Source organism: Chromobacterium sp. FG89 (genome assembly GCF_057808735.1).
In genome coordinates this window covers 172,227-193,507 of record NZ_JBMDIQ010000002.1, presented here as the reverse complement: position 1 = coordinate 193,507, position 21,281 = coordinate 172,227, and the positions used below count along the sequence as shown (strand labels likewise).

Annotated in this window: 22 protein-coding genes; 10 read left to right on the top strand and 12 right to left on the bottom strand. The window is 64.7% G+C overall.

The window, feature by feature from the left end:
- Positions 1-133 precede the first annotated feature (133 nt).
- From ACODRW_RS02830 to ACODRW_RS02815, 4 genes are read left to right on the top strand one after another with little or no spacing between them, the layout of a single operon-like run.
- Complete coding sequence (locus tag ACODRW_RS02830) at positions 134-1,630, top strand: ArnT family glycosyltransferase (RefSeq protein ID WP_488905135.1); 1,497 nt, start codon at positions 134-136, stop codon at positions 1,628-1,630.
- A complete protein-coding gene (locus ACODRW_RS02825; RefSeq protein ID WP_107798185.1) occupies positions 1,623-2,636 on the top strand; it encodes a glycosyltransferase family 2 protein in 1,014 nt (337 codons plus the stop codon). Before ACODRW_RS02830 ends, ACODRW_RS02825 begins: the two co-directional genes overlap by 8 nt.
- Complete coding sequence (locus tag ACODRW_RS02820) at positions 2,633-3,040, top strand: GtrA family protein (RefSeq protein WP_107798184.1); 408 nt, start codon at positions 2,633-2,635, stop codon at positions 3,038-3,040. The genes ACODRW_RS02825 and ACODRW_RS02820 overlap by 4 nt, the downstream gene beginning before the upstream one ends.
- 53 nt (positions 3,041-3,093) lie before the next feature.
- Positions 3,094-3,918 carry a ChbG/HpnK family deacetylase gene (locus ACODRW_RS02815; RefSeq protein WP_488905134.1) on the top strand — a complete coding sequence of 275 codons (825 nt, stop codon included), beginning with the start codon at positions 3,094-3,096 and terminating at the stop codon, positions 3,916-3,918.
- 28 nt (positions 3,919-3,946) lie between these two features.
- Here ACODRW_RS02815 and ACODRW_RS02810 read toward each other — a convergent pair whose 3' ends face one another.
- On the bottom strand, positions 3,947-4,633 hold the full coding sequence (locus ACODRW_RS02810) for a TIGR01621 family pseudouridine synthase (protein WP_488905133.1): 687 nt from the start codon (positions 4,631-4,633) through the stop codon (positions 3,947-3,949).
- Positions 4,626-5,132 carry an acyl-CoA thioesterase gene (locus tag ACODRW_RS02805; RefSeq protein WP_488905132.1) on the bottom strand — a complete coding sequence of 169 codons (507 nt, stop codon included), beginning with the start codon at positions 5,130-5,132 and terminating at the stop codon, positions 4,626-4,628. Before ACODRW_RS02805 ends, ACODRW_RS02810 begins: the two co-directional genes overlap by 8 nt.
- A gap of 200 nt (positions 5,133-5,332) precedes the next feature.
- Between ACODRW_RS02805 and ACODRW_RS02800 the strand changes: the two genes are divergently transcribed.
- Positions 5,333-5,998, top strand: a complete 666-nt coding sequence (locus ACODRW_RS02800) for a putative metalloprotease CJM1_0395 family protein (protein WP_488905131.1) — start codon at positions 5,333-5,335, stop codon at positions 5,996-5,998.
- Between the two features lie 73 nt (positions 5,999-6,071).
- Here the strand turns inward: ACODRW_RS02800 and ACODRW_RS02795 are convergent, their stop codons facing one another.
- A complete protein-coding gene (locus ACODRW_RS02795; protein ID WP_227106987.1) occupies positions 6,072-8,312 on the bottom strand; it encodes a heavy metal translocating P-type ATPase in 2,241 nt (746 codons plus the stop codon).
- 273 nt (positions 8,313-8,585) lie between these two features.
- On the opposite strand from ACODRW_RS02795, the gene ACODRW_RS02790 reads away from it, so the two are divergent.
- Together ACODRW_RS02790 and ACODRW_RS02785 are read left to right on the top strand one after the other, a co-directional pair.
- Complete coding sequence (locus ACODRW_RS02790; RefSeq protein WP_107798179.1) at positions 8,586-9,056, top strand: Cd(II)/Pb(II)-responsive transcriptional regulator; 471 nt, start codon at positions 8,586-8,588, stop codon at positions 9,054-9,056.
- Complete coding sequence (locus ACODRW_RS02785) at positions 9,053-9,712, top strand: YiaD family glycine zipper/OmpA-like lipoprotein (protein ID WP_107798178.1); 660 nt, start codon at positions 9,053-9,055, stop codon at positions 9,710-9,712. Before ACODRW_RS02790 ends, ACODRW_RS02785 begins: the two co-directional genes overlap by 4 nt.
- Positions 9,713-9,892: 180 nt before the next feature.
- On the opposite strand, the gene ACODRW_RS02780 is transcribed toward ACODRW_RS02785, so the two are convergent.
- Positions 9,893-10,576, bottom strand: coding sequence for an LrgB family protein (locus tag ACODRW_RS02780; RefSeq protein ID WP_048415644.1), 684 nt, complete (start codon positions 10,574-10,576; stop codon positions 9,893-9,895).
- Positions 10,566-10,997 carry a CidA/LrgA family protein gene (locus ACODRW_RS02775; RefSeq protein ID WP_488905130.1) on the bottom strand — a complete coding sequence of 144 codons (432 nt, stop codon included), beginning with the start codon at positions 10,995-10,997 and terminating at the stop codon, positions 10,566-10,568. The genes ACODRW_RS02780 and ACODRW_RS02775 overlap by 11 nt, the downstream gene beginning before the upstream one ends.
- 121 nt (positions 10,998-11,118) lie before the next feature.
- On the opposite strand from ACODRW_RS02775, the gene ACODRW_RS02770 reads away from it, so the two are divergent.
- A complete protein-coding gene (locus ACODRW_RS02770; protein ID WP_107798176.1) occupies positions 11,119-12,009 on the top strand; it encodes a LysR family transcriptional regulator in 891 nt (296 codons plus the stop codon).
- Between the two features lie 27 nt (positions 12,010-12,036).
- Positions 12,037-12,489, top strand: coding sequence for an LEA/WHy family protein (locus tag ACODRW_RS02765; protein WP_107798175.1), 453 nt, complete (start codon positions 12,037-12,039; stop codon positions 12,487-12,489).
- Positions 12,490-12,576: 87 nt separating this feature from the next.
- Here the strand turns inward: ACODRW_RS02765 and ACODRW_RS02760 are convergent, their stop codons facing one another.
- On the bottom strand, positions 12,577-13,011 hold the full coding sequence (locus ACODRW_RS02760; RefSeq protein ID WP_227106984.1) for a hypothetical protein: 435 nt from the start codon (positions 13,009-13,011) through the stop codon (positions 12,577-12,579).
- Between the two features lie 131 nt (positions 13,012-13,142).
- Entirely contained in the window at positions 13,143-15,029 is a 1,887-nt protein-coding gene (locus ACODRW_RS02755) for a methyl-accepting chemotaxis protein (RefSeq protein WP_107798173.1), read from the bottom strand.
- A gap of 291 nt (positions 15,030-15,320) precedes the next feature.
- Here ACODRW_RS02755 and ACODRW_RS02750 point away from each other — a divergent pair, with 291 nt between their 5' ends.
- Positions 15,321-15,965 carry a TetR/AcrR family transcriptional regulator gene (locus tag ACODRW_RS02750; RefSeq protein ID WP_081544319.1) on the top strand — a complete coding sequence of 215 codons (645 nt, stop codon included), beginning with the start codon at positions 15,321-15,323 and terminating at the stop codon, positions 15,963-15,965.
- A 68-nt stretch (positions 15,966-16,033) separates the two neighbouring features.
- Here the strand turns inward: ACODRW_RS02750 and sucD are convergent, their stop codons facing one another.
- The 5 genes from sucD to odhB form a co-directional block, all read right to left on the bottom strand.
- Positions 16,034-16,918: a succinate--CoA ligase subunit alpha gene (sucD, locus tag ACODRW_RS02745; protein ID WP_043592732.1), complete on the bottom strand. Its 885-nt coding sequence runs from the start codon at positions 16,916-16,918 to the stop codon at positions 16,034-16,036.
- Positions 16,919-16,945: 27 nt separating this feature from the next.
- On the bottom strand, positions 16,946-18,118 hold the full coding sequence (gene sucC / locus ACODRW_RS02740; protein ID WP_048411387.1) for an ADP-forming succinate--CoA ligase subunit beta: 1,173 nt from the start codon (positions 18,116-18,118) through the stop codon (positions 16,946-16,948).
- 200 nt (positions 18,119-18,318) lie between these two features.
- The gene (gene lpdA / locus ACODRW_RS02735) at positions 18,319-19,752 is read right to left on the bottom strand and encodes a dihydrolipoyl dehydrogenase (RefSeq protein WP_166450602.1); all 1,434 of its coding nucleotides are present in this window, start codon (positions 19,750-19,752) and stop codon (positions 18,319-18,321) included.
- A gap of 49 nt (positions 19,753-19,801) precedes the next feature.
- Positions 19,802-19,984 carry a hypothetical protein gene (locus tag ACODRW_RS02730; RefSeq protein ID WP_048411385.1) on the bottom strand — a complete coding sequence of 61 codons (183 nt, stop codon included), beginning with the start codon at positions 19,982-19,984 and terminating at the stop codon, positions 19,802-19,804.
- Positions 19,985-20,038: 54 nt separating this feature from the next.
- Positions 20,039-21,280, bottom strand: a complete 1,242-nt coding sequence (gene odhB, locus ACODRW_RS02725) for a 2-oxoglutarate dehydrogenase complex dihydrolipoyllysine-residue succinyltransferase (protein ID WP_081544315.1) — start codon at positions 21,278-21,280, stop codon at positions 20,039-20,041.
- Between the last annotated feature and the right edge of the window lies 1 nt (position 21,281).

Below are 21,281 nucleotides of genomic sequence, written 5' to 3'. Positions count from 1 at the left end.
CGGCGGACGCCGGCTTTTTTTGCGCCGTCCCCGGCCAACACAGACCGGAGAAAAGGCTTTATCATACGGGGCTTCCAGATTCCGGCCCTTATTCGCCGCCGCGCCCGCGCGCGCCGACGGCCCTCCACCCCGAATGAAAAGATCAAGTCTCTCCTGGCAGCAAGGCGCCGTCGCCGTCCTGCTGCTGCTATTGCTGCTCCGCCTCGCCGGCATGTGGGCGATTCCGCTCACCGACACCACCGAGGCGCGCTACGGCGAAATCGCCCGCAAGATGCTGGAAACCGGCAACTGGGTGACCCTGTGGCACGATTACGGCATTCCGTTCTGGGCCAAACCGCCGCTGTCCAGCTGGCTGTCCGCCGCCGGCATGGGCCTGTTCGGCGTCAATGAAATCGCCGCGCGCCTGCCCTCGCTGCTACTGGCCGTCGCCACCCTGGGCCTCAGCGCCCACCTGATGCGCCGCCGCAGCGGCGGAGACGCCGCCATGGCCGCCGCGCTGATCCTGGCCAGCGGCCTGCTCTTCCTCGGCGCCGCCGGCACGGTGATGACCGATCCGGCGCTGCTCTTCTGCGTGACCCTGAGCCAGGTCGCTTTCTGGCACGCTCTGGCGCGCGACAGCCGCCGCTGGGGCTATGTCTTCTTTGTCGGCCTGGGACTCGGCCTGTTGGCCAAGGGCCCGCTGGCCGTGGTGCTGGTGGGCATGCCCATCTTCTTCTGGGTCTTGCTGCGCAATCAATGGCTGGCGCTGTGGCGCAAGCTGCCGTGGATCGGCGGCGTCTTGCTGATGTTCGCCGTCGCCGCGCCCTGGTACGCTCTGGCGGAACAACGCACCCCGGGCTTCCTCGATTACTTCATCATGGGCGAACACGTCAGCCGCTTCCTGGATTCCGGCTGGAAAGGCGACAAATACGGCTTCGCCCACGCCACGCCGCGCGGCATGATCTGGCTGTACGCGCTGGGCGCCATCTTTCCCTGGTCCGTCGCCATGCTGGCCTGGCTGGTCCGCCACGGCGCCAAGCTGCCGCGGCTCTGCCGCGACGACGACGGCTGGCTACTTTATCTCTCGCTGTGGACGCTGATGACGCTGCTGTTCTTCACGATGTCCGGCAACATCATCTTCCCCTACTCCCTGCCCATGCTGCCGGGCTGCGCGCTGCTGTTCGCCGAACTGTGGCGTCGCGCGCGCGCCGACGACGCGAAGCGCAGCGCGCTGCCCTGGATCGCCGCGATCGGCGGCGTGGTGCTGCTGGCGCTGCTGGCCTTCAACCACTACGACGGCAATCGCTACCTGCGCACCCAGAAACAGGTGATCGCCGCTTGGCGCGCGCAAAACCCGAGCGCGGACAGCGCCTTGGTCTATTGGGCCGGCCGCCGCGAATTCTCCGCCGAGTTCTACTCCCACGGCCGCGCGCGCACCACGCAGGACCCGCAGCAACTGCGCGCCTGGCTGGCGGGCAAACCCGGCAGCTTCATCGTGGCCGACGAAAACGAGCTGGCGCGGCTGCCGACCGACATCCGCGCCCGCTTCGCGCCGCTGGGCCGCTTCCAGGTCATGAACGACACCATGCTGCTGCTCGGCAACGCCCCGGGCGCGCGGCAAGCTCACCACGAGGACGCCCAGCATGACTGAGGCTTTTGTGCCGCCCTATCTATTGGCCCAACGCGCCAAGGAGCGCCCGGCCGATCCGCTGGTCAGCTGCGTGGTGCCGGCCTACAACGAATCCGCCAACATCGTGCCGATGCTGCAAACCCTGCATCAGTTGCTCGCCGACGCCGGCTACCGCCACGAACTGGTGGTGGTGGACGACGGCAGCCGCGACGACACCGTGGAACAGGTGCTGACCCACGCCGCCGGTCTGCCGGTAACGCTGATCCAGCTGTCCCGCAACTTCGGCAAGGAGATCGCGCTCACCGCCGGCGTCGACCACGTCCAGGGCGACGTGGCCGTGCTGATAGACAGCGATTTCCAGCATCCGCCGGAAATGGTGCCGGTGTTCCTGCAGGAATGGCGCCAAGGCTACGACATGGTCTACAGCGTGCGCAGCAGCCGCGAGGACGAGCCGCTGGCCAAGCGCCTGTTCACCCGAGCCTTCTACCAACTGGCCAATAGCGGCAGCCGCCACAAGATGCCGGCCGACACCCAGGACTTCCGCGTGCTGGACCGCTGCGTGGTGGAAGCGCTGCGCCAGATGCCGGAGCGCAACCGCTTCATGAAGGGCTTGTACCACTGGGTGGGCTTCACCCAGCGCCCGATGCCGACCCAGACCCGCGAGCGCCGCGCCGGCCAGAGCAGCTTCAACTACCGCCGGCTGCTGGATCTGGGCATCACCGGCCTGACCGCCTTCTCCAATATGCCGCTGCGCATCTGGACCGTGGTCGGCTGCCTGATTTCGCTGTGCTCCATCGGCTACGCCGCCTGGGAGCTGACCCACACCCTGCTGTTCGGCAACCCGGTCAGCGGCTGGCCCACGCTGGCGGTGGCGATCAGCTTCCTCGGCGGCGTGCAACTGCTGTCCATCGGCATACTGGGCGAATACGTGGGCCGTATTTTCGACGAGGTCAAACAGCGCCCCACCTATCTGGTCAGCCGCATCAGCGGCCGCGGGCGGCCGGACGCCGGGGACGCAGGGGAATGAGCCGGGAGCTGTTCTGGTTCGGCGTGGTCGGCGTATCCGCCATGCTGGTGCATTTCGGCGTGGTGGCCTGGCTGCTGGTGCCGCTGGGCATGGCGCCGCTGCAAGCCAATGTGCTGGGCTTTCTGATCGCTTTCCAGGTCAGCTACTGGGGCCACCGGCTGCAAACCTTCCAAGCCGCCCACATCCCCCACCGCCAGGCCTTGCCGCGCTTCTTCGGCGTCGCCTGCCTGAGCTTTCTCGTCAACGAGGCGATGTACGCGCTCTTGCTGCGCTTTACCCCGCTGAATTATCGCGCCGCCCTGTTGCTGGTGCTCGTCGTCGTCGCGGCGCTGACCTTCGCGCTCAGCAAGCTATGGGCCTTCCGTGAGCCGCCGTCGACACAGAAACTACACAGAAGCCCTTAATTTTCAGCACAAAGGGATATAAAACTTTACCCGCTTGTCGCGGTCACACTCCCATGACAAAACGACTGACACTCTGCGCCGACGACTTCGCCCAGTCCGACGCCATCAGCGCCGGCATTCTGGAACTGCTGGCCGCCGGCCGCCTGTCCGCCACCAGCGTGATGAGCCAGGCGCCCAGCTGGGCCAGCCGCGCTGCCGAGCTAAAAACCTTCGACGGTAAAGCCGACATCGGCCTGCATTTCAATTTGACTCACCCCTTTGGCGAGCAGGCGCGTCCCTTATCGCATTGGCTGATGAAGAGTCAATTGCGCCAGCTATCGCGCCCGACGCTGCGTGATGCCGCCGTCATGCAAATCGATCTGTTCTGCCAGCATTTCGGCCGGCTGCCGGACTTCATCGACGGCCACCAGCATGTGCATGCGCTGCCGGTGGTCCGCGACGCCTTGTTCGAAGCCGTTGCCCAGCGCTGGCAGGACCAGACGCTGCCCTATTTGCGCTCTCCGGACCGCCTGGGCCACCCCGGCGACAACCGGCTCAAGGCCCTGGTGCTGCGCAGCGTCAGCACCGGTTTCGACGACGGCGCTCGCGAACTGGGCTTCAACACCACGCCCTGGTTCGGCGGCATGTACTCGCTGACGCCGCAAGCCGACTTCGCCGGCCTGATGCAGCAATGGCTGGCCCGCACGCCGGACCGCGGGCTGATCATGTGCCACCCCGGCCACCCGGCTCAAGACAAGGAAGACCCGATCGCCGCGACGCGGGACAAGGAATTCCGCTTCCTCTCCAGCCAGGCCTTCGTCGAACTCTGCGGACAATACGGCGTGGAATTGGCTCGCTTCGACCAGGCCGCGCCCGCTCCCGCGCCGATGGCGGCCTGAAAGCCGGACCCCGGCCCAGCCTAGCCGCTTACGCCGCCGGCCACCCCAAATCCCAGGGTTGGCCCAAGTCCCGCAACGCCGCGAGGCAGGTCTCGGACAAGAAGGCCTCGCCTCGGCTCGGCGGGCAGACAAAGCGGAAACTTTCGCCCTCCAGTTCGAAGCGCAGCGCATAGGCGTGCAGATAGCCGCGATCCGCCGGCGTTCCGCCGTATAGCAGATCCCCCAGTATCGGCGCGGACTGCGACTTCAAGGCCACCCTCAGCTGATGGGTCTTGCCGCTGCGCGGCCGCAGCAGGAACAAGCGCAGACCCGGCTGCAGCGAATAGCTGAAGAACTGCGTCACCGCCGGGTTCTGCTGGCTATTCAGCAAGCGCCAGGCGCCGCCTCGGCCCTTGGCCATATCGCCGGCCACCTTGCCCTGTTTCTTGCCCGGCTTGCGGTCCGACAAGGCCAGATAATATTTCTCTATCTCTCGCCCGGCGAAGGCTTCGCCCAGCCGCGCCGCCGTCTCGGCCGAGCGCGCCACCAGGATCAGGCCGGAGGTGATGCGGTCCAGCCGGTGCACCGGCCACAGCGCCGCGTCGCTCAAGCCGGCGCGCAAGGCCTCCATCAGGCCGGCCTCCTCGCCCTCGCGGTGGAAGCTGACGCCGGGCGCCTTGTCCACCAGATAAAAGCGGGGATCGCTATGCAATAGAGTGAACGCCGCCTCAGGCATCGGCGCCGTCCTGCTTGGAGGCCTGGCGCATGCGCTGTTCGGTTTCCATCCTCATCTTCTTGCGGATTTCCGCGTCGCGGAAACGGTGTTGCTGCTCCGTCGTTTCCAGCATCAGCGGCGGCACCGGCACCGCCTTGCCGTTTTCGAACGCCACCATGGTGAAATAGCAGCTATTGGTGTGGCGCACCGTGCGCTTCTGAATATCCTCGGCCACCACCTTGATGCCCACCTCCATCGAGGTGCGGCCCACATGATTGACGCAGGCGAGAAAAGTCACCAGTTCGCCCACGTGGATGGCCTGCTTGAACAGCACCTGATCCACCGACAAGGTCACCACGTAACAGCCGGCGTAACGGCTGGCGCAGGCGTAAGCCACCTGGTCCAGCAGCTTCAACAGCACCCCGCCGTGGACATTGCCGGAAAAATTGGCCATGTCCGGCGTCATCAACACCGACATCACCAGTTCGCGCTGGCTCGCCTGATCCACCTGTTGCCCCATGCCATACTCCCAAAAGCGGACCTCGCCCGACGCCGGCCGGCGTGGCCCCGCAAAGATTCGAAACCGCGTATTCTGCGCCCTTAAGCTTGTTTTAAACAGTTTTTAGCGGAATTTCCGCCCCTGTCGCCGCCGCAACAGCTTTTGGACAAAAACCCCGCATAGCGGCTAAACTGGAAATATCAAGCTAAGACGATGAATTCATGAGCATTTCCGGGATATCCAGCTACGGCGGCTATGGCGGCTACGCCTTGCAAGCCAGCCATGGCGCCAACTGCCAGTGCCCGGCCTGCCAGCAAAACCTGGCCAGCGCCGCGGCGCCGGCGGCGCCTGCCTCTGCGCCCGGAAACAACGCGGCCGATCCTAGCGCCGCCGATCAAAAAGAGCCAGCCCGGCCCAATGCCACGCTAGGCGCCGACGGCAAACCCCTGGACGAGCCGCAGCAAAAACAAGTGGAAGCGCTCAAGGCGAGAGACAGCGAAGTGCGCCAGCATGAGCAAGCCCATCTGACCAGCGGCGGCGCGCTGGCCGGCGGCGGCGCCACCTACACTTATCAGCAAGGCCCGGACGGCAAGCAATACGCGATAGGCGGCGAGGTGGGCATCCGCCTGGCTCGGGGCAGCACGCCGCAGGAAACCATCTCCAACGCCCAAACCGTGCAAAGGGCCGCGCTGGCGCCGGCCGACCCCTCCGGCCAGGATCGCGCGGTGGCCGCGGCGGCCGCGCAGATGGAACAGCAGGCCCGCATCGAGCTGATGCAGCAACAGGCCGGCAAACAGGGAATGAGTCCGCTGCAGGCGCGCCAACACATCAACAGCCCCGAGCGGCAAGGCCCGGGGCTGGGGTCCAACATCGATACCTACGCCTGAGAACCTGTTCAAAATCCGCTGCGCTTCGGCGATACGGCGTTGAACAGGCCCGGAGAACCAGGCGTCGTTTCTATCACTCCGCCTTGCGCACGCCGCGCGCCAGCCTCAGGCCGTTGGCGATCACCACCAGACTGGTGCCCACGTCGGCGAACACCGCCATCCACAAGCTGGCCATGCCCAGCATCGCCAACACGAAGAACACCAGCTTGGTGAGCAGCGCCACCGCGATATTCACCTTCAACACCCGCGAGGTGCGCCGCGCGTGGCTGAGCATATCGGCCAGCTTGGCCAGCTTGTCGTCCATCAGCGCCACGCCGGCGGTTTCCAGCGCGCTGTCGGAGCCTGCCGCGCCCATGGCGATGCCCAGATCGGCGCGGGCCAGCGCCGGCGCGTCGTTGACGCCGTCGCCCACCATCGCCACCGTCTTGCCGGAGGCCTGCAAGCGAACGATGCGTTCCAGCTTGTCTTCCGGCAGCAAGCCGCCGTGCGCCTCGACGATGCCGGTCTGCGCCGCCACCGCCTGCGCCACCTGCTGGTTGTCGCCGCTCAACATCACGGTCGCCACGCCCAGCTTGGCCAATTGCCGCAAAGCCGCCGGCGCTTCCGGACGAATCCGGTCGGCCACCGCGATCACGCCCAGCGCGCGCTCGCCCTCCAGCAACACCAGCGCGCCCTGGCCGGCCAGCTCCAGCCGCGACAGCTCGGCTTGCAAGGCCTCGTTCAAAGCGCCCTGCTCCCGCGCCAGCCGGCTGCTGCCCAAGGCCAGCTTCCTGCCGTCCGCCAGGCCGCTGACGCCGCGCCCGGCCTGTTCGCTGACTTGCTCCGCCTCCGGCCAGGACAGGCCGCGGGCGCTAGCCGCCGCCAGCACCGCCTTGGCCAGCGGGTGGGTGGAATGCGCGTCCAGGGCGGCGGCCCAGCGCAGCAGCTGATCCTGATCCGCGTCGGCCAGCGCCACCACCTCGGTCACCTGCGGTTCGCCCTCGGTCAAAGTGCCGGTCTTGTCGAAACACACCGCGTCTATCCTGGCCGCCGTTTCCAGCGGCGCGCCGCCCTTGATCAGCAAACCGTGCTTGGCGGCGGAGGCCAGCGCGCTGACCACGGTCACCGGCGTGGCGATCACCAGCGCGCACGGGCAGGCGATCACCAGCATCACCAGCGCGTTGTAAACCGCCTCGCCCCAGCTCAGCCAGCCCAGCAAGGGCGTGGCCACGGCGAATAGCAGCGCGGCGACCAGCACCACCGGGGTGTAGATCTCGGCGAAGCGGTCGATGAAGCGCTGCGTCGGCGCCTTGCTGGCCTGGGCGTTGCGCACGGTGTCGATGATGCGCGCCAGCACGCTGCCGTTGGCCGCCGCCGTGGTCAGCACTTCCACCACGCCGCTGCCGTTGATGCTGCCGGCGAACACCGCGTCGCCCGGCGATTTGTCCACCGGCAGGCTCTCGCCGGTGATCGGCGCCTCGTTGAAGGCGCTATGGCCCTGGTCGATGCGGCCGTCCAGCGGCACACGCTCGCCCGGACGCACCCGCACTCGGCTGCCCGGCGCCACTTCGGCGGCCGGACGCTCCACCCATTCCCCACCGCTTTGCAACCAGGCGGTTTCCGGCGCCAGCGACATCAAGGCCTTCACCGCCTCGCCGGCGCGCGCCAGCGACATCGCCTCCAGGCGCTCGGCGATGGCGAACAGAAACAGCACCATCGCCGCCTCCGGCCACTGACCGATCAGCATCGCGCCTATCACCGCCACCGACATCAGGAAATGAATGTTGAGCGTGCGCGTGGACAAGGCGATCCAGCCCTTTTTCAAGGTGGGAATGCCGCCCAGCAGGATGGAGGCCAGGGCCAGCGCCGCGCTGCCCCAGCCCTGATCCGCGCCACTGAGCCAGGCCACGCCTTCCGAACCCGCCGCAGCCAAACCGGACAAGGCCAGCAGCCAATTGCCGCGGCGCGAGGATTTGGGCTGCTCCACCGGCGCCGAGGCGTCCGTCAGCTCCACCGCCTTCATGCCCACCTTGGCGATGGCCTGTTTGACTCCGTCCAGATTGGGCAGATCGTGACGCACCAGCAGCACGCGTTCGATGAAGTTGAACTCCAGCGCGGCCACCCCCGTCATACCGCCCAGGGCTTTTTCAATCAGCTTGGCCTCGGTCGGGCAGTCCATCGCTTGGATGTGCAAGCGCGCCTGCTGCCGGCCGCCCTCGCCCAAGGACACCGCGCGCGGCGCTTCCGCGCCGTGGTCGTGACCCGAGCAGGCCTTGCCCGCAGCGTCGTGGCTGTGATCGTGATCATGCGCGGCGGCGGGCCGTTGGGCCGGCATCGCCGCCTCCAATTTATGGCCGCAGCAATCGTCCGCCGGGCGCGGATCGGGCTTGCCCTCTCCGCCGCGGCAAGAAGCATGGCCGGCATGCGGAGCAAGCTTGTTTCGCCTTCTTTGCGCTGGATGGAACACGGTGGCCTCCCTTGATCGGATTGATATAGCTTCATTGCAAACCCTATAGTCGCTACAAGGTCAAGCTTTTTTGCTAAAATATCCTCACCCGGCGGCACATCGTCGCCATCGCCCAACGGGGCGTCTTGCGGGAGAACTGAGATGCTGATTGGAGAACTGGCGCGCCAGACCGGCTGCGAAGTGGAAACCATCCGTTATTACGAGCGCGAAGGCCTGCTGTCCGCGCCGCTGCGCAGCGCCTCCGGCTACCGACGCTACAACGCCGAGCAATTGGGCGAACTGAATTTCATCCTGCACTGCCGCTCGCTGGGCATGTCGCTGGCCGACATCCGCCAGCTGGCCGCGTTCAAGGCCGACTCCTCGCTGGCCTGCGACGATATCAATCAATTGATAGACCGCCAGGTGAGCAAGGTCCATCAGCAAGTGGAAAGCCTGCGCCTGCTGGAACAACAGCTGCTGGCGCTGCGCGACCGCTGCCACGACCATCACACCGTGGCGGAATGCGGCATTCTGCAAACCCTGGTGGAGGCGTCCGAAGGCGAACCCTGCGTCTGCCACACGCCCTTCGGCCAGGACCCGCACCCCCATCACCCTTCAGTGGAGAAGCAATGACCCGTTTGTTCAAGCCCGCCACCGCCGCCGCGACCCTGATCGCGCTGGCTCTGTCCGCCTGCACCACCAACCCGCAAACCGGCCAGACCGAGATCAGCAAGACAGCTCTCTACGGCCTGGGCGGCGCGGCGGCCTGCGGCCTGGTGGGCGCGCTGACTCATGGCGGCAAAGGCGCCCGCAATTCGGCGCTGGCCTGCGGCGCGATCGGCGCCGGCATCGGCGGCTATATGGATTACCAGGAAAAACAATTGCGCGAGAAGCTGAAGAATAGCCAGATCGCCGTCGAGCGCATCGGCGACCAGCTCAAGCTGTCCCTGCCCGACAACATCACCTTCCCCACCAACGGCTATCAGCTGAACGCCAGGGCGCAAAAACCGCTGGGCGACATCGCCGGCGTGCTGGTGCAGTTCCCGGACACCTCGATCACCGTGGCCGGCCACACCGACAGCAGCGGCGCCGCCGCCTACAATCAGACCTTGTCGGAAAAACGCGCCCAATCGGTGACCGAATACCTGCAAGGCCAGGGCGTCAACTCGGTACGGGTGCGCACCATGGGTTACGGCGCGGCCCAGCCGGTGGCCAGCAACGCCAGCGACAGCGGCAAGGCGCGCAACCGCCGCGTGGAGATCATGATCACCCCGCAGCAAATGGGCTGAACGATCTTGATGCCCAACCCGGCTCCGGCCGGGTTTTTTATCGTCCATGCGCAGGGGAATAGGCAAAAAAAAGGGGCCGACCCACTGGGTCGGCCCTAACAACGCTCGTTTGGGGAGATGAGGAGAAACCACCGCACGCCACCCCACGGGAATGCGGGTCACAACAAGTACACACACAAACTACAACAACAAACCTATCAGCGGCGCGGCGAACACCGTCGCCAAACCGCCCAGCATCATGGTCAGGCTGGCCACCACGCCTTCTTCGGCGCCCAGCTCGCTGGCCTTGGCGGTGCCGGCCGCGTGGGCGGCGGCGCCAAACAGGGCCCCGCGCGCCAGGCTGGAGCGCAGCGGCATCCAGGCCAGCATCACTTCGCCCAGCAACATGCCGCACACCCCGGTCATCACCACGAACACCGCGGTCAGATCCGGCGAGGCGCCGATGCCGGAGGCCGTGGCCAGGGCGAACGGGGTGCTGATCGAACGCGGCGCCAGGCTGCGCTGCAAGAGCTCGGACAAGCCCAGCAGGCGCGCCAGCCAGATCGAACTGAACACCGCCACCGGCATGCCCACCAGCACGCCGCAGCTCAGCGACAGCCAGTGACGGCGTATCATCGCCCGGTGCTCATAGATTGGCACCGCGAAGGCCACCGTGGCCGGGCCCAGCATCCAGGTCAGCCAGCGGGTGTCTTCGAAATACACCCGGTACGGCACCTTGGCCAGGACCACCAGCGCAATCACCAACAGCGGCACCGCCAGAATCGGGGCGCTCCACCAATTGCGCTTTTTCAGATAAAACTTTTTGACCAGTCCGTACAAGACAACGGTAATCAGCAGACTGGCCAGTGCGATTTCATGCTCCATGCGTCTTCACCTGTTTCTGGCGGCCATGCCAGCGCAGGGCCACTTCCAAGCGGTAACATTTGTCCACCACCCAGGAGGTCGCCGCCATCACCAGCAAGGTGGACAGCACGATCACCGCCACGATCCGCAGCCCGGCGGCCATGATCACGTCCGGGTACTGGATCACCGCCACCACGGCGGGGATGAAGAACAACAACATTTCGGCCAGCAACCAGCGGGCGCCGCTGCGACACCAATCCAGCGGCAACCAGCCCAGCCAGAGCACCGCCAGCACCAGGAACATCCCCAGCACGCCGGCAGGCACCACAGGCAGGAAATGGCTGCTCAACTGGCTGGCCGCTATCCACACCACGCTCAGCAAGGCCACCTGACCAACGGTCAGCGCCACTTGCTTGAATGCGGGAAGGTTCGGGTTTGCCATGATTGAGCCACTACACAACACAGGGAGTGTTTCGAGTATAGAGCGCCGGCATGCATTCAAAAAATGAATTAAAATTATTTCACGCATTCCAATCTGGAATACATGATCCGGACAAGCACACATGGACATCCGCGCGCTGCGCTATTTCATCGAGGTTGTCAAACGCCAAAGCTTCACCAAGGCGGCCGAAGCCCTCTATGTGACCCAGCCCACCATCAGCAAGATGGTGCGCCAGCTGGAGGAGGAGCTGGGCTGCCCGCTGATCCTGCGCGAAGGCCGCAGCTTCCGCCTCACCGACGCCGGCCGGGCCACTTATGAGCGCGGCCTGGACGTGCTGTCGGCGATGAACCAGTTGAAAACCGAGCTGTCCGACTTGTCTGCGCTCAAGCGCGGCGAACTGGTGGTCGGCCTGCCGCCGATGGTGGGCGTGGCCTTCTTCGCGCCGGTGGTCAGCAGCTTCCGTCAACGCTATCCGCAGATCGAACTGAAAATGGTGGAAGACGGCGCGCTGGCCATCGAGAGCAGCGTGCGCAGCGGCGAACTGGAAATCGGCGTGGCGGTGCTGCCGGTGGACAATCAGGCTTTCGATCAATTCGCCGTGGTGCGCGATCCGCTGTGCCTGGTGGCGCCGGCCGGCTCGGAGTGGCGGGGCCAGAGCGTGGTGAGGCTGGAACAGATCGCCGGCCAGCCCTTCGTGCTGTATCCGCAGGATTTCACGCTGGCGCGCCGGGTCAGCGACGCCTTCCGCGAGCTGGGCCGCCCGCTGCACGTGGTGGGACGCAGCGCGCACTGGGACTTCATCGTGGAACTGGTCTCCGCCCACATGGGCGTCACCCTGCTGCCGCGCTCCATCGTGGAGCGGCTGGACCGCGCCGCCTACGACGTGATTCCGCTGGCCGAACCCAAGCTGGTCTGGCATCTGGCGCTGATCTGGCAAAAGAACGGATACTTGTCGCACGCCGCGCGCGCCTGGCTGGCGGTGACGCGCGATGTGCTGGGCGGTTTGGAATAAAGCCAGTCAACCCTAGGAAAACCGAATATGAAACGATATCTGAGCATCGCCCTGTTCGCCCTGCTGCTAAGCGGCTGCGCAGCGCTGAACTATCAGAAACCGCAGATCAGCATCGCCGACGTCAAGCCCGGCAAGACCACCCTGTTCGAGCAAAGCTTCGAAGTCAGCCTGCGGGTCAGCAATCCCAATAATCTGGCCTTGAACGCCAAGGGCATGACGTTGGAGCTGAACGTGGCCGGAGAAAAGCTGGCCACCGGGCTCAGCAATCAAGCCATCGCGGTGCCGGCGCTGGGCGAAGGCATGGTCACCCTGCAATTGCACACCTCGCTGGCCGGCTGGCTGAAACAGATCGGCAAGGCGATGGAGGCCGGCAACGGCGGCAAGCTGGAATACCAGCTGAACGGCACGCTGGAGGACCTCAACGGCATGGGCCGGGTGCCTTTCCGCAGCAAGGGGGAATGGAAGCTGCCCGGCCAATAAGAACCGGTTACGATCCGCGGCGCGAGCCGGCGAGATCGTGAACATGCTTTACATGTCCGCAGCCCCGCCATCTGGCGGGGCCGGAACTCACTGCCGCGGCACCGCCACGCAGTTGTTGCCGTCGAAGCTGACGGTCTCCACCAGCTGGCTCTTGGGATTGACCACGAAATTGGTGGTGCAGCTGTAATGGGTGGAACCGCCGCCTATCATACCGGTGTTGACCCAGCGTCCCGGCGTTTCTATGGTCTTGGTCTGGCCGTTCTCGTTGTAAGTCACCTTGGCGCCCGGCTCGTACACGCGGTTCTCGCGCAGCGGCTCGCGCTGGGTGAATTCCTTGCTGTAGGTGTAGAGCATGTTGCCGTTCGGCATCTTCAGGGTTTTCTGCGGCGCGCCCCACTCCGCCAGCAATTGATTCACATCGCGCCCCTGCCAGTAATACGCCTTCTGCGCATAGCCTTCCTGGGTCGGAAAGGTGCCGCAGGCGGTCAGCAGCAGCGCCGACATCATCATCAGTCTTTTCATCCGAAATCCTTCAATCCCCGTTTCACTATCCATAGCATAACAAAACGCCGGCCCCTGAACGGAGCCGGCGTTGTATGACTGACCATGCGAAAGCGCGAGAGTTTCCTTACGCGGACAATCGCTGAGTCGGTTTAGAGCCGGAAGCGGTTGAAGGTGCTCTGCATGCCGCGGGCCAGGTCGTTCAAGGAGCCCAGGGTCTGCATCGCCGATTGCAGCGCGGAGTCGGAGTCGATGATCTGGTTGTTGATCGACTCGGTGCTCTGCGCCATCGCCGTGGTGGCGTTGTGCTGCTCGCTGGTGGACAGGGCCACGTCGCCGATCTTGTCCACCACCTGCTGCATCGCCTCGCTGATGGCGGTCAGGCGCGCGCGCGCCTGAGCGGTCAGGTCCACGCTGTTGTCCACCGCGCCGACGGTGCTGTTCATGTTCTGCACCGCTTTGCCGGTTTCGCCCAGAATGTTTTCCACCATCTGGCTGATTTCCACCGTGGCCTGGCCGGTGCGCTCGGCCAGCTTGCGCACTTCGTCGGCCACCACGGCGAAGCCGCGGCCCTGCTCGCCGGCGCGCGCGGCTTCGATCGCCGCGTTCAAGGCCAGCAGATTGGTCTGGTCGGCGATGTCGCGGATCACATTGGTGATCTTGGAGATTTCCTGCGAACGCTGTTCCAAGGACGCCAGCAGGCCGGACAGTTCGCCCACCGATTCGCTGGTGCGCGACATCTCGCTGCTGATGCGCTGCATATCGTTGGCGCTCTCGCGCGAATGCTCGCCGGTATTGCGCGCCAGGCTGTCGGTCTCGCGGGTGGCGTCGGCGATGTGGGAGATGCTCACCGTCACTTCTTCGATCGCCGCGGCGTTGGAGCTGGAGATGTCCGCCAACACGTGGGAATCATCGGCCAGACGCTTCACCGCGCCGCTGACTTCGATCACGCCCTGGGTCAGTTGCCCGGCTTCGTCGCGCAGTTCGCGGAACATGCCGTTCAGCCGCTGCACGAACTGGTTGAAGGCCTGCGCGGTCTGCGCCACCTCGTCTTCGCCGGCCACTTCGATGCGGCGGGTCAGATCGCCTTCGCCCTGGGAGATTTCGCGCATCGCGTCGCGCACCTGGAACAGGCCCTTGAGCAGGCGGCCCAGATAGGCGGAGCTGAAGGTCAGCATCACCGCCAGCACGATGGCGACGGCGCCGGCGATCAGCCAGATGATGCCGTTGACCTGGGAGGAGATCACGTCTTCGTCCGCGGCCACGCCCATCACCCAGTCGGAACCCGCGATCGGACGCAAGGCCACCATATAGGCGCCGCCGTCAATGTCCACGCTCTTGGCCTGGTCGCTTTGCAACAGGCTGGCGAAGGCGGCTTCGTCCAAGGCCGGAATCACGCTGCCGATGGGCTTGAGCTCATTGCCCGGCTTGGGATAGGCGATGATCTTGCCCTGCTTGGTCAGCAGGAAGGCATGGCCCTTGCCGGCCAGCTTGATGTCCAGCACCGACTTGACCAGCTTGTCGATCAGGATGTCGCCGCCCACCACGATCTCCTGGCCCTTGACCTTGTCGGCGATGGTGATCACCAGCTTGTCCTTGGTTTCCGGCTCGGAATCCTTGTAGGGATCGGTGACGATCAGGCCGTCCTGGGCCTTGGACTGCTGGAACCAGGGACGCTGGGCCGGCTGGTAGTCGGCGCTGGGCTTGGGACGCCCCGGCACCGAGTACTTCATGTCACCGGTGACGCCGTTGCCGGCGTAGATCACATTGAAGCCGCCGCCCTTGGCCAGCTGCTGCAGATAGTAGCTGACCTGAGCGTCGTCGGCGTGGCTGAGGCTGGCGCTGATCAGATTCTTGCGGACCGACAGCCATTCGGACACGAAGCCGCCCTGTAGCTGGGCGACCTGATTGATCTCGCGCTCCGCTTCTTGATAAGCGTGGGAGCGGATATTCAGGCAGGCGGTGATGGTGATGCTGAGCGTGGCGACCAGAATGGACACCGCTGTCAGCAGCGTGAGCTTGTGACGGATGGAGCGCATGATAAGCCGTTGCTGATAAAAGCGTTATTATCCGTCATACGAGATGTCATGCATTGTTAAAAATAACAATGTCTTTAAATATTTGCGCATGTTTTAAATCAAACTACCAACTCAATCATGCATTTCAAATACTCGTAACGCCTGCGAAGCTTATCTTGCCGACGCTTGCGTCACAAAATGTCGACAATTTGCCCTAACCACGACAATTTCACCCCAATTTGAGCGATACTTGCGCCTGGACGCAGCCACGGCAATGGGCGGCGCCCGGTTATTAGACAGAAAGGGGCCAAGATGAGTAAAAGCGGCGAACGGTCGCAAACCTTTCAGAACATCGTTGACGCCAGCTTGCAGCTGTTCAATCAGGAGGGCGAGCGCGTCATCACCACCAACCATATCGCCGAGCGGATGAATATCAGCACCGGCAAGCTCTACTATCACTTCCGCAACAAGGAAGAGATCATCAGCGAGCTCTACCAGCGCTACGTCAAGGGCATGGCCGAGCAGCTGTCCGCCGCGCTCCGGCACAGCAACTCGATAGAGGCGATGGTGGGGGCGATGGAAAAAACGCTGCGGCACATCTGGAGCTTCCGCTTCCTGCCCAAGAGCATGCCCAGCCTGTACTACCTGCACCCGGAACTGGCGGAAAACCACCAGCAGCTGTCGCGCGGCCAATTGGCCGGCAAGCTGGCCCAGCTGTTCTCACGGCTGCGCGAAGAGGGCGTGCTGCTGGGCGACGACAAGCAGTTGGCGCACCTGGTCCAGCACTTTCAGATGGTGCAGACCGGCTGGGTGACCACGCTCAAGCACTCCGCCACGCCCAGCGAGCTGGAGCGCATGGTGAAAGACGGCTGTCGCAGCCTGCTCTATCTGCTGACGCCCTACGTCGATCCGCGCTACCGGCCGCCGTTCGACCGCGTCTGCGCGCGCTACGCCTGAACGGCGACGCATAAAAAAACACCCCTGGCTGGCCAGGGGTGTTTTGTTTGCGGCTTGCTTGTAAGCGCTTAGATCATGCCCTTGCTTTTCAGCAGCTCGAACATGGTCTTGCCGATTTCCGCCGGGCTGCGGGTGTAGGCGATGCCGGCCTTCTCGAAGGCCTTGAACTTCTCTTCCGCCGTGCCCTTGCCGCCGGAAATGATGGCGCCCGCGTGGCCCATGCGCTTGCCCTTGGGAGCGGTCACGCCGGCGATGTAGCCGACCACCGGCTTGGTCACGTAGGACTTGGCGAACTCGGCCGCCTCTTCCTCGGCGGAACCGCCGATTTCGCCGATCATCACGATGGCGTCGGTGTCCGGATCATCCTGGAACAGCTTCAGCGCGTCGATGTGGCTGGTGCCCGGGATCGGGTCGCCGCCGATGCCGATGCAGGTGGACTGGCCCAGGCCCAGAGCGGTGGTTTGCGCCACGGCTTCATAGGTCAGGGTGCCGGAACGGGACACGATGCCGATGCGGCCCGGGTTGTGGATGTGCCACGGCATGATGCCGATCTTGCACTCGCCCGGGGTGATGATGCCGGGGCAGTTCGGGCCGATCAGGCGGATGCCGGCTTCGTCCACGGCCTTCTTCACGTAGAGCATGTCCAGGGTGGGCACGCCTTCGGTGATGCAGACGATCAACTTCACGCCGCTGTCGATGGCTTCCAGGATGGAGTCCTTGGCGAAGGCTGCGGGCACGTAGATCACCGAGGCGTCGGCCTGGGTCTGACGTACGGCGTCCTTCATGGTGTTGAACACCGGCAGGCCCAGATGCTCGGAACCGCCCTTGCCCGGGGTTACGCCGCCTACGACCTTGGTGCCCACTTTCAGCGCCTGCTCGGCGTGGAAAGTGCCGTTCTTGCCGGTGAAGCCTTGCACCAGCACTTTGGTGTCTTTGTTTACCAATACGCTCATTTTGTATTCCTCAGCTCAGTGCGGGTCTCAGGCAGCGGCCTTGACGGCGGCGACGATCTTCTCGGCAGCGTCGTTCAGACCCTGGGCGGAAGTCAGTTTCAGACCGGAATCATCCAGGATCTTGGCGCCCAGTTCGGCGTTGTTGCCTTCCAGACGCACTACGACCGGCACGGTCACGTTCACTTCCTTCACCGCGGCGATGATGGCTTCGGCGATCATGTCGCAACGCACGATGCCGCCGAAGATGTTGATCAGCACGCCCTGCACCGAGGTGTCGGCCAGGATCAGCTTGAACGCTTCGATCACGCGCTCCTTGGTGGCGCCGCCGCCCACGTCCAGGAAGTTGGCCGGCTGGCCGCCCTTCAGCTTGATGATGTCCATGGTGGCCATCGCCAGGCCGGCGCCGTTCACCATGCAGCCGATATTGCCTTCCAGCGCCACATAGTTCAGATCGAACTCGGAAGCCTTCACTTCGCGTTCGTTTTCCTGGCTCTTGTCGCGTTGCGCCAGCAGTTCCGGGTGACGGTACAGGGCGTTGGAGTCCAGGTTGATCTTGCCGTCCACGCAGGCCAGCTGGCCGTTTTCACGCAGCGCCAGCGGGTTCACTTCGAACAGGGCGAAGTCGTTTTCAACAAAGGCCTTGTAAGAACCCAGCATCAGCTTGGTGAAGGCGGCAACCTGCTCGCCCTTCAGTTCCAGCGCGAAAGCGGCGTCGCGGGCCTGGAACGGCTGCATGCCCACCAGCGGATCAACCTCGATCTTGATGATCTTTTCCGGGGTTTCCTCGGCGACTTTCTCGATTTCCACGCCGCCTTCGGTGGACACCATGAACACCACGCGCTGGCTGCCGCGGTCAACCACGGCGCCCAGATAGAGTTCGCGCTGCACCGGGTACATGTCTTCGCACACCAGCACGCTGTTCACCGGCTGGCCGGCGGCGTCGGTCTGGTAGGTCACCAGATTCTTGCCGATCAGGCCCTTGGCCACTTCGGCGGCTTCTTCGCGGCTTTTCACCACTTTCACGCCACCGGCCTTGCCGCGGCCGCCGGCATGCACCTGGGCCTTGACGACGGCGAATTTGCCGCCCAGTTTGTCATAAGCGGCAGCGGCTTCTTCCGGCGTGGCGGCCAGAATGCCCTGTTGCACCGGCAGGCCGTATTTGGCCAGCAGCTCTTTCGCTTGGTATTCGTGCAGGTTCATCTATGGTTTCCTTTCGGAGAAATGGATGGCGGGCTGAAACCGACGCCCCTATTTCTTTGAGTCGCTTGTAAACCTTGAATGTATCTGGCGCGCGGCGCTTACCCCCCAGGCTAAACGCCGCCGCCGCATACTCCGTCAACCGGCCCCCGAGGAGGCCGTTTTGCCGGGCCGTGCGCGATTGTACACGACCCGGCCAACGCTTAGCCGTGCAAAGCGCGCTTGTCGGCGGCCAGAGCGGCTTCGTGTATCACTTCCGACAAGGACGGGTGGGCGTGGACAATGCGCGCCAGGTCTTCGCTGGCGGCCTTGAACTCCATCGACACCACGCCTTCGCTGACCAGCTCGGACACCATCGGGCCTATCATGTGCAGGCCCAGGATGCGGTCGGTCTTGGCGCAGGCCAGGATCTTGACCGTGCCTTGCGCCTGGCCCAGACCCAGCGCGCGGCCGTTGGCGCCGAAGCCCGAACTGCCTTTTTTGTACTCGACGCCCTCGGCTTTGAGCTGTTCCTCGGTCTTGCCGACCCAGGCGATCTCCGGAGAAGTGTAGATCACCCACGGAATCACGCCGAAGTCCACGTGCGGCTTCTGGCCGGCGATGCGCTCGGCCACGGCCACGCCCTCTTCCGACGCCTTGTGCGCCAGCATCGGGCCGCGCACCACGTCGCCGATCGCCCAGACATTGGGCAGATTGGTGTGGCAATGGTCGTCCACCGCCACAAAGCCGCGCTCGTCCAGCTGCAGACCCACCGCATCGGCGCCCAGGCCCTGGGTGTTGGGCACGCGGCCGATGGACACGATCAGCTTGTCGAACTCGGCCTTGACCGCTTCGCCGTTCAGTTCGTAATTGACGGTGACGCTCTTCTTGCCGGCCTTCACTTCACCGATCTTGACGCCCAGCTTGATGTCCAGGCCGGTGTCCTTGGTCAGGGTCTTGAAGGCTTCCTTGGCGATCTGCTGGTCGGCCGCTGCGAGGAAGGTCGGCATCGCTTCCAGGATGGTGACTTCCGCGCCCAGACGCTTCCAGACCGAGCCCATTTCCAGGCCGATCACGCCGGCGCCGATCACGCCCAGGCGCTTGGGCACGTCCGTCAGCGCCAACGCGCCTTCATTGTCCAGCACCAGCTTGTTGTCGGTGGCCAGGCCCGGCAGCGCGCGCGGGCTGGAACCGGTAGCCACGATCACGTGGCCGGCTTCCAGGGTGTCCACCACCTTGCCGCCGTCGCTGACCTCGATCACCCATTTCTCGCCCTGGCGGCCCTTGAAGGCGGCCAGACCGTGGATGTTGGCGACCTTGTTCTTTTTGAACAGGAAGCTGATGCCGGCGGCGTTCTTGCTGATGATGTCGGTCTTGCGCGAAATCATCTGCGCCACATCCATCTTGGCGCCGGAGACACTGATGCCGTGCTTGGCGAAATCGTGCTGCACCGCGTGGAAGTTTTCAGACGACTGCAGCAGCGCCTTGGACGGGATGCAACCGACGTTCAGGCAGGTGCCGCCCAGCGACGCCTTGCCTTCCGGGTTCTTGAATGCGTCCACGCAGGCGGTGTTGAAGCCCAGCTGGGCGGCGCGGATGGCGGCCACATAGCCGCCGGGGCCGCCGCCGATCACCACTACATCAAACGATTGGCTCATCTTGTTTTCCTTTGTCGGTGGCGGGCGCGCGGCCCGCCGGCTGCCGGGTCTACTTGCCGACCTTCAGCAGCAGAATGCCGAATGCGATCATGAACAGACAGAGAATGCTTTTGCCGATCAGGCTGTACAGGTCTTCGCGCACGCCGTTGCGGCGTTTTTTCCAGGTCAGCCAGCCTATGGCCACGCCGGCCAGGATGGCGGCGATTCCGTAAAACCAGTCGGGCAACTGCATTCAAGCTCCATTCATCGCAAGACAGGCCGGGAGCGCGCTCCCGGCCGCGGGTGATTACAAGTCGAGGATCAGGCGGGCCGGATCTTCAATCGCGTCCTTGATCGCCACCAGGCTCAGCACGGCTTCGCGGCCGTCGATGATGCGGTGGTCGTAGGACTGGGCAAGATACATCATCGGGCGCACCACCACTTGACCGTTCTCAACCACGGCGCGCTCCTTGGTGGCGTGCATGCCCAGGATGGCGGACTGCGGCGGGTTGATGATGGGGGTGGACATCATCGAGCCGAAGGTGCCGCCGTTGGAGATGGTGTAGGTGCCGCCAGTCAGTTCTTCCACGGTCAGCTTGCCTTCCTGGGCGCGCTTGCCGAATTCGGAGATCTGCTTCTCGATGTCGGCCAGGCTCAGCTGGTCGGCGTTGCGGATCACCGGCACCACCAGGCCGCGCGGGCTGCCCACGGCCACGCCGATATCGAAGTAGCCGTGATAGATGATGTTGTTGCCATCCACCGAGGCGTTGACGATGGGGTATTTCTTCAGCGCGGCGACCACGGCCTTGACGAAGAAGCCCATGAAACCCAGCTTGATGCCGTGTTCCTTCTCGAAGCGGTCCTTATACTTGGCGCGCAGGTCCATCACCGGCTTCATGTTCACTTCATTGAAGGTGGTGAGGATGGCGTTGGTCTGCTGCGACAGGATCAGACGCTCGGCCACGCGCTGACGCAGGCGGGACATCGGCACGCTCTGTTCCGGACGGTCGGACAGAATGGCGGCGACATTGACCGCGGCCGGGGTGGCGGACAGCGCGGCGCCGGCGGCGGCCGGAGCCAGCACCGGGCCGGCCTGGGCCGGAGCGGCTTGCTTGGCGGCCTGCACGTCTTCCTTCAGCACGCGGCCGTCGCGGCCGGAACCGGCCACCTTGGACAGGTCCACGCCGGTTTCGGCGGCCAGCTTGGCGGCGGACGGCATGGCGGCTCCGCCTGCCGGAGCGGCGGCGGGCGCCGGGGCGGCTGCCGGAGCCGGCGCGGCGGCTGCGGCCGGAGCCACGTCGCCGGCCTTGGCGGCGGTGTCGATCTTGGCGATCAGCTGGCCGGACACCACGGTGGCGCCGTCTTCCACGATGATTTCAACGATCACGCCTGCCTGGGGCGCCGGCAGTTCCAGCACCACCTTGTCGGTTTCCAGGTCGATCAGGTTCTCGTCGCGGCTGACGGCTTGGCCAACCTTCTTGTGCCAGCTCATCAGCGTGGCTTCGGATACGGACTCGGGCAGTTGCGGGACGGTGACTTCAATCAGCATG